Annotated in this window: 4 protein-coding genes; 2 read left to right on the top strand and 2 right to left on the bottom strand. The window is 73.5% G+C overall.

The window, feature by feature from the left end:
• Window positions 1-2,399 (top strand): LuxR C-terminal-related transcriptional regulator (locus tag GSF22_RS28970; protein ID WP_208817059.1); only part of this gene is annotated, 2,399 nt, incomplete at its 5' end.
• An 18-nt stretch (window positions 2,400-2,417) separates the two neighbouring features.
• On the opposite strand, the gene GSF22_RS28965 is transcribed toward GSF22_RS28970, so the two are convergent.
• The gene (locus tag GSF22_RS28965) at window positions 2,418-2,969 is read right to left on the bottom strand and encodes a DsbA family protein (protein WP_208817057.1); all 552 of its coding nucleotides are present in this window, start codon (window positions 2,967-2,969) and stop codon (window positions 2,418-2,420) included.
• A gap of 7 nt (window positions 2,970-2,976) precedes the next feature.
• Window positions 2,977-3,654 carry a BON domain-containing protein gene (locus tag GSF22_RS28960; RefSeq protein WP_208817055.1) on the bottom strand — a complete coding sequence of 226 codons (678 nt, stop codon included), beginning with the start codon at window positions 3,652-3,654 and terminating at the stop codon, window positions 2,977-2,979.
• A 341-nt stretch (window positions 3,655-3,995) separates the two neighbouring features.
• Between GSF22_RS28960 and GSF22_RS28955 the strand changes: the two genes are divergently transcribed.
• Window positions 3,996-6,328, top strand: a 2,333-nt coding sequence (locus GSF22_RS28955; protein ID WP_208817053.1) for a xyloglucanase, incomplete at its 3' end; no start/stop codon positions are given.

The following is a 6,328-nucleotide window of genomic DNA, read 5'->3' as shown; positions in this document are numbered from 1 at the left end:
TCCCCGGCCCACCCGACCAGGCCGCCGTGGAGCGGCTCGCCGCCGCCCTGGCCGGCCGGTCCGAGCCGGTCGTCCTGGTCTGCGACGACCTGCATCTGGCCGCCGACCCGGCCGCCCTGGCGGCCGTGGAGTTCCTGCTCCGGTACGCCGACGACGGGCTCCGGCTGGTCGTCGGCGCCCGCACCGACCCGCCCCTGCCGCTGCACCGGTTCCGGGTCAGCGGGGAGCTGACCGAGATCCACGCCGACGAACTCGCCTTCACCGCCGACGAGGCGGCGGAGCTGCTCGCCACGCTCGGCGCGGCGCTACCCCCGACGGGCGTCGCCGCGCTGCGGGACCGTACCGAGGGCTGGCCGGCCGGTCTGCGACTGGCCGCCCTCGCCCTGCGGGACCACCCCGACCCGGCCGGCTTCGCCGCGCGGTTCACCGGCAACCAGCCGGAGATCGCGGACTACCTGACCGCGGAGGTGCTGGCCGGCCTGCCCGACGGCCAGCGCGACGTCCTGGACTGTGTAGCCGTCACCGAGCCGGTCACCGGCGACCTGGTCGGCGCGCTCACCGGGCGGGACGACGCGGACCAGCTCCTCGCCGAACTCGACCAGCGCACCGGCTTCCTGACCGGCACCGCCGACCGGCCGCCCGCGTACCGCTGCCACCGGCTCCTCGCCGACCTGCTCCGCGCAGGCCTGGCGAACCGCCCGGACGATCAGGTACGGAACCTGCACCGGCGGGCCGCCCGGTGGTACGCCGACGTGGGCCGGCACCGGTCCGCCCTCCGGCACACCCTCGCCGCCGCCCGCTGGGCGGACGCCACCCGACTGCTGCTCGACCACTGGCCTGCGCTGCTGCCGTACGACCGGGACGAGCCGGACCAGCCACCGGTGCCCGTACCACCGGAGGAGCTGATCCGGGACCACCCGGCGGTCGCGGCGGCCTACGCCGCCGACCGGCTCGGCCTGGCCGACGCCACCGGACGGTCCGGGCCGGCCGGGCAGCCGGCGGTCGACGGGTACCTCGCCGCCGCCGACGAGGCGGCCCGGACCCTGCCGGAACCGGACCGCACCCGGCTGCGCTGCGCGACGGCCGGACTGGTGCTGGTCCGGGCCCAGGCCGACGGTGATCCGGAACAGGTCCGGGCCGCCGCCGACCGGCTGCTCCGGCTGGCCCCGCCGGACGCGGCGGCACCACCGGGTCCGGCGGTACGGGCCGTCGCCCGGACCGCGCTCGGGTTGACCGGACTGGGCGCCGGTCAGCTCACCGCCGCCACCGACGCGCTCGCCACCGGGCTCGTCGAGGCCGGACCGGCCGGGCTGCCCCGGGTCGAGGCGGTCGCGGCGAGCCGGCTCGCCCTGGTCGCCGCCCTCCGGGGCGAACTGCGCGCCGCCGAGGCGCTCGCCACCGGGGTGCTCACCGGGCCACCGTGCCCGGCACAGCCGGCCGGGGTGGACTGCGGGTACGCGTACCTCGCCCTCGCCCTGGTCGCCGCGCACCGGGACCGGCCGGCGGAGGCCGGGGCCCAGCTCACCCTGGCCGAGCGGTCGACGGCCGACGGAGCCGGCCCCGACCGGGCCGCCTTCACCGCCAGCGCGGCCCGCTGCCACAGTCAACTGCTGGCCGACCGGGGGGACCCCGTCCGGGCCTACCAGGTGCTCGCCGCTGCCGGGGAGCGGCTCGGTGACCTCACGGACGGCCCGGGGAACTGGCTGGCCGCCGCCGAGGCGGACCTGCGCGCCGGGCAGGGCGACCTGACCCGGGCCCGGGAACTGCTCGCCGCCCGGACGGCCGGGTCGAGCCTGGCGGCGGTCACCCTGGCCCGGGTGGAACTGGCCGCCGGCAACCCGGACGCGGCGGGACGGGCACTCCCCGACTGGGACGGGCCGGGCGCCGCCCGGCTGCCGGTGGCGGTACGCGTCGAAGCCGGCCTGCTCGACGCGTTGCTCGCGCAACGGGCCGGGGACCCCCGACGGGCCGCCCGGCTGCTGGAACGGGCACTGGACCTGGCCGAGCCGGACGGGCTGCGGCGTTTCCTGCTACGCGGCGTGCCGTCGGCGCGGGACCTGCTGGTCGCCCACCTCGACACCGGTACCGCCCACTGGCCGACCCTCACCGAGTTGCTGGACCACGGCGACCGGATCCCCGCCACCGGCAGCGGTGGCGTCCCGGTCCGACCCGACGGTGCCGTCGCCGGTGGCCCGACCCCCCTCGGCGAACCGCTGACCGAGCGGGAACTGACCATCCTGCGCTATCTCCAGAGCATCCTGTCCAACGTGGAGATCGCCAGCGAGCTGTCCGTCTCGGTGAACACCGTCAAGACGCACGTGCGCAACATCTACCGGAAGCTGGCCGCCACCCGGCGCCGCGACGCCGTCCGCCGCGCCCGCGAACTCCACCTGCTGTAAGGAAGGGTTGGTACCCGGTCAGGCGTTCGCCACCCCGTCCACGGCGGCGAGCAGGTCGGGCAGCCCGTACGGGCCGTCGTAGCGGACGCCGTTGACGAAGAACACCGGCACCGCGTCCACACCGCTGCGGATACCGCTGACGATGTCCCGGCGTACCCGGTCGGCGTACCCGTGCTGCTCGACCTCCGGATCGACCTCCTCGACCGGTAGTCCGACCTGCTGCGCGGCGAGCGACAGGTGCACCGGGTCGAGCTGGTCCTGATGCTCGAAGAGCCAGTCGTGCAGCTCCCAGAACCGGCCCCGGACCGCCGCCGCCTCGGCCACCTCCGCGGCGGCGTCGGCGTACGGGTGCACCTCGGCGAGCGGAAAGTGCCGGTACACCAGCCGGACCAGGTCGGCCCGTTGGCGCAGCACCTCCCGCAGCACCGGGTGGACCGTGCCGCTGTGCGGGCACTGGAAGTCGGCGTACTCGACGACGGTCACCGCCGCGTCGGCGGCGCCCCGGACGTGGTCGGAGGCGTCGACCGGCACCCGGAGCCGGCTGACCGTGATCTGCAACGGCGTCGTCATCGTCGCCTCACAGCCGGACGGTGATGTGGTTGTGCACCTCGGCGACCCCGGGTGCCGACCAGGCGACCCGTTCCGCCTCGTCCCGTTCCAGCCAGGACCGCACCAGCCCGTCGAGGATCACCGTGTCGCCCCGCACCTCCACGGAGATCCGTTCCGCGTCGGTTTCGACGCTGCGCACCAGGGCGCGGGTGATCCGGTCGGTCAGGTCGCCCCGGGTCGGCCGGCCCGCCGGGCGGACCACGATCCCGTTGCTCAGCCCGCGCACCCCGGTGAGCCGGCGGACCGAACGTTCCGCGGCCCGCCGCTGGTACTCCCATTCGACCTCGCCGCGCAGCGTCACCCACCCGCCGGAGACGGTGACGTCGAGCCCGTCGAGCGGTACGAACGCGTCCCACTCCAGCGCGCGGGTGGCGGCGGTGGCGATCTCCGCGTCGGTCCGCTGTGCCGAGGTGGCCAGGCGGACCTGGACGTCGTTGGCCACCGCCCGGACCCGATCCACCCGGTGCGCGGCCCGTTCGGCGGCCCACTTCTTGGCGTAGCTGTCCACCCACCCGGTGAGGGTCACCACGCCCTCGGAGACCGTCACGCCGATCTCGTTCGGCTGGACCCGTGGCTCCCAGTTCAACTCGTCCAGCACGTCGGACTGGATGTCCTGGTCGGTGCGGGTGATCGCTGCCGTGGCCATGGTTGGTCCCTCCCGCGACTAGGTTCCGTCGCTGCCAGGGTGACCCCGGTACGGGTGACCGCTGCTCACCCGTACCGGGTGAAAGTCGCCGACCGGGAAGCCCCGGAACACCGGAAACATAGTTTGCGGTCCATTCCAAGTCGCCGGACCGGCGGGCTATTGACACCGTTCTTCGGGGTGTGTGAATGTCTGCTTCCGGGTGCGGGAGCCAGCGCGCCGGGTGGGGGAGCCAGGGCAGCTCCCCGGGAGTCAGGGCAACTCCGGCAGGCACCGTGTGCTCACACCGGTGACGCGGCTGACGCCGTCGGCCCGACGTCACCCGTACCCGAGAGGAACCGCTGATGCGGAGAAGTCTCGCTGGCACCCTCGCGACCGTGCTCGCCGCCGCGGCGACGGTCGTGGCGGCCCAACTGACCCTCAGCCCGACCACCCAGGCGGCAGCCGCCGCAGCCGAACCGTACTCCTGGAGGAACGTCCGGATCGACGGCGGTGGCTTCGTGCCGGGCATCGTCTTCAACCCCACCGAGAAGAACCTGATCTACGCCCGTACCGACATCGGTGGGCTGTACCGCTGGGAACAGGCCAGCCAGTCCTGGACGCCGCTGCTGGACTGGGTCGGCGCGGACCGGTGGGGCTGGAACGGGGTGGTGAGCGTCGCCACCGACCCGGTGCAGACCAACCGGGTCTACGCGGCGGTCGGTATGTACACCAACAGCTGGGACCCGAACAACGGGGCGATCCTCCGCTCCGCCGACAGGGGCGCCACCTGGCAGGTCACCGAGCTGCCGTTCAAGAACGGCGGCAACATGCCCGGCCGGGGCATGGGCGAGCGGCTCGCCGTCGACCCCAACAAGAACAGCATCGTGTACTACGGCGCCGAGGGCGGCAACGGCCTGTGGCGCAGCACCGACCACGGGGCCACCTGGGCGAAGGTGGCGAACTTCCCGAACGTCGGCAACTACGTCGCCGACCCGAACGACTCCAGCGGCTACCAGAGCCAGAACCAGGGTCTGACCTGGGTGAGTTTCGACAAGAGCACGGGTACGGCCGGCACCGCCACGCAGACCGTCTACGTCGGGGTGGCGGACAAGCAGAACCCGGTGTACCGGAGCACGAACGGTGGCGCCACCTGGGAGCGGATCCCCGGTCAACCCACCGGCTACCTCGCGCACAAGGGCGTGGTGGACCCGGTCGGCGGTTTCCTCTACATCGCCACCAGCGACACCGGCGGCCCGTACGACGGGGCCAAGGGGGACGTCTGGAAGTTCAACCGGGCCACCGGGGCCTGGACCCAGATCTCGCCGGTGCCGTCCAGCAGCACCGACGGCTACTTCGGGTACAGCGGGCTGACCATCGACCGGCAGAACCCGAACACGCTGATGGTGGCCACCCAGATCTCCTGGTGGCCGGACGCGCAGTTCTTCCGCAGCACCGACGGGGGCGCCACCTGGACCCGGATCTGGGACTGGACCAGCTACCCCAACCGCAGCTTCCGCTACACGATGGACATCTCCTCGGCGCCGTGGCTGAACTTCGGCAACAGCAACCCGAACCCGCCGGAGGTCTCACCGAAGCTGGGCTGGATGAACGAGTCGATGGAGATCGACCCGCACGACTCCAACCGGATGATGTACGGCACCGGCGCGACCATCTACGGCACCACCGAGCTGACCAGATGGGGCACCGCCGAGCAGTTCACCATCAAGCCGATGGTCAAGGGGCTGGAGGAGACCGCCGTCCTCGACCTGATCAGCCCGCCGTCCGGTGCGCCGTTGGTCAGCGCGCTCGGTGACATCGGCGGCTTCCGGCACACCAGCCTGGACGCCGTACCGGCGACGATGTTCACCCAGCCGACCTTCACCAGCACCACCAGCCTGGACTACGCCGAGACGAACCCGTCGGTGCTGGTCCGGGCGGGCAACTTCACCGACGCGGACCGACCGAACGACAGTCACGTCGCCTTCTCCACCGACGGCGGGGCGAACTGGTTCCAGGGCAGCGAGCCGTCCGGCATCAACAACGGCGGTACGGTCGCCGCGGCGGCCGACGGCAGCCGGTTCGTCTGGGCACCGGGCGACGCCGGTCGGCAGGTCGTCCACGCGGTCGGCTTCGGTACCTCGTGGGCCGCGTCGACCGGCATCCCGGCGAACGCCACCGTCGAGTCCGACCGGGTCGACCCGAACCGGTTCTACGGTTTCAGTGGCGGCCGGTTCTACGTCAGCACCAACGGCGGGGCCAGCTTCACCGCCTCGGCCGCCACCGGCCTGCCCGCCACCGGCAACGTCCGGTTCAAGGCGGTACCCGGCCGGCAGGGGGAGCTGTGGCTGGCCGGTACCGGCGGCCTGTGGCGCTCCACCGACTCGGGGGCCAGCTTCACCAGGCTCGGCGCGGTGAGCACCTCGGGCAACATCGGCTTCGGCAAGGCGGCCCCCGGGCAGACGTACCCGGCGCTGTACCTGTTCGGCACCGTCGACGGCACGCCCGGCGTCCACCGCTCGGACGACGCCGGTGCGTCCTGGGTGCGGATCAACGACGACCAGCACCAGTACGGCAACGCGGGCGACGCGCTGACCGGCGACCCCCGGGTCTACGGCCGGGTCTACCTCGGTACCAACGGCCGGGGCATCCTGGTCGCCGACCGGCTCGGCGGACCCACCCCGACCCCGACCACGCC

Source organism: Micromonospora echinofusca (assembly GCF_017614955.1).
In the GTDB taxonomy this organism is placed as follows: domain Bacteria; phylum Actinomycetota; class Actinomycetes; order Mycobacteriales; family Micromonosporaceae; genus Micromonospora; species Micromonospora echinofusca_A.
Note: the sequence above shows the minus strand (reverse complement) of the source record. Positions and strands in the feature narration are given on the sequence as shown.

Coding starts and splice junctions, on each gene's coding strand:
- GSF22_RS28960 (WP_208817055.1), bottom strand. CDS start 3,654: ATGGCCACGGCAGCGATCACCCGCACCGACCAGGACATCCAGTCCGAC.
- GSF22_RS28965 (WP_208817057.1), bottom strand. CDS start 2,969: ATGACGACGCCGTTGCAGATCACGGTCAGCCGGCTCCGGGTGCCGGTC.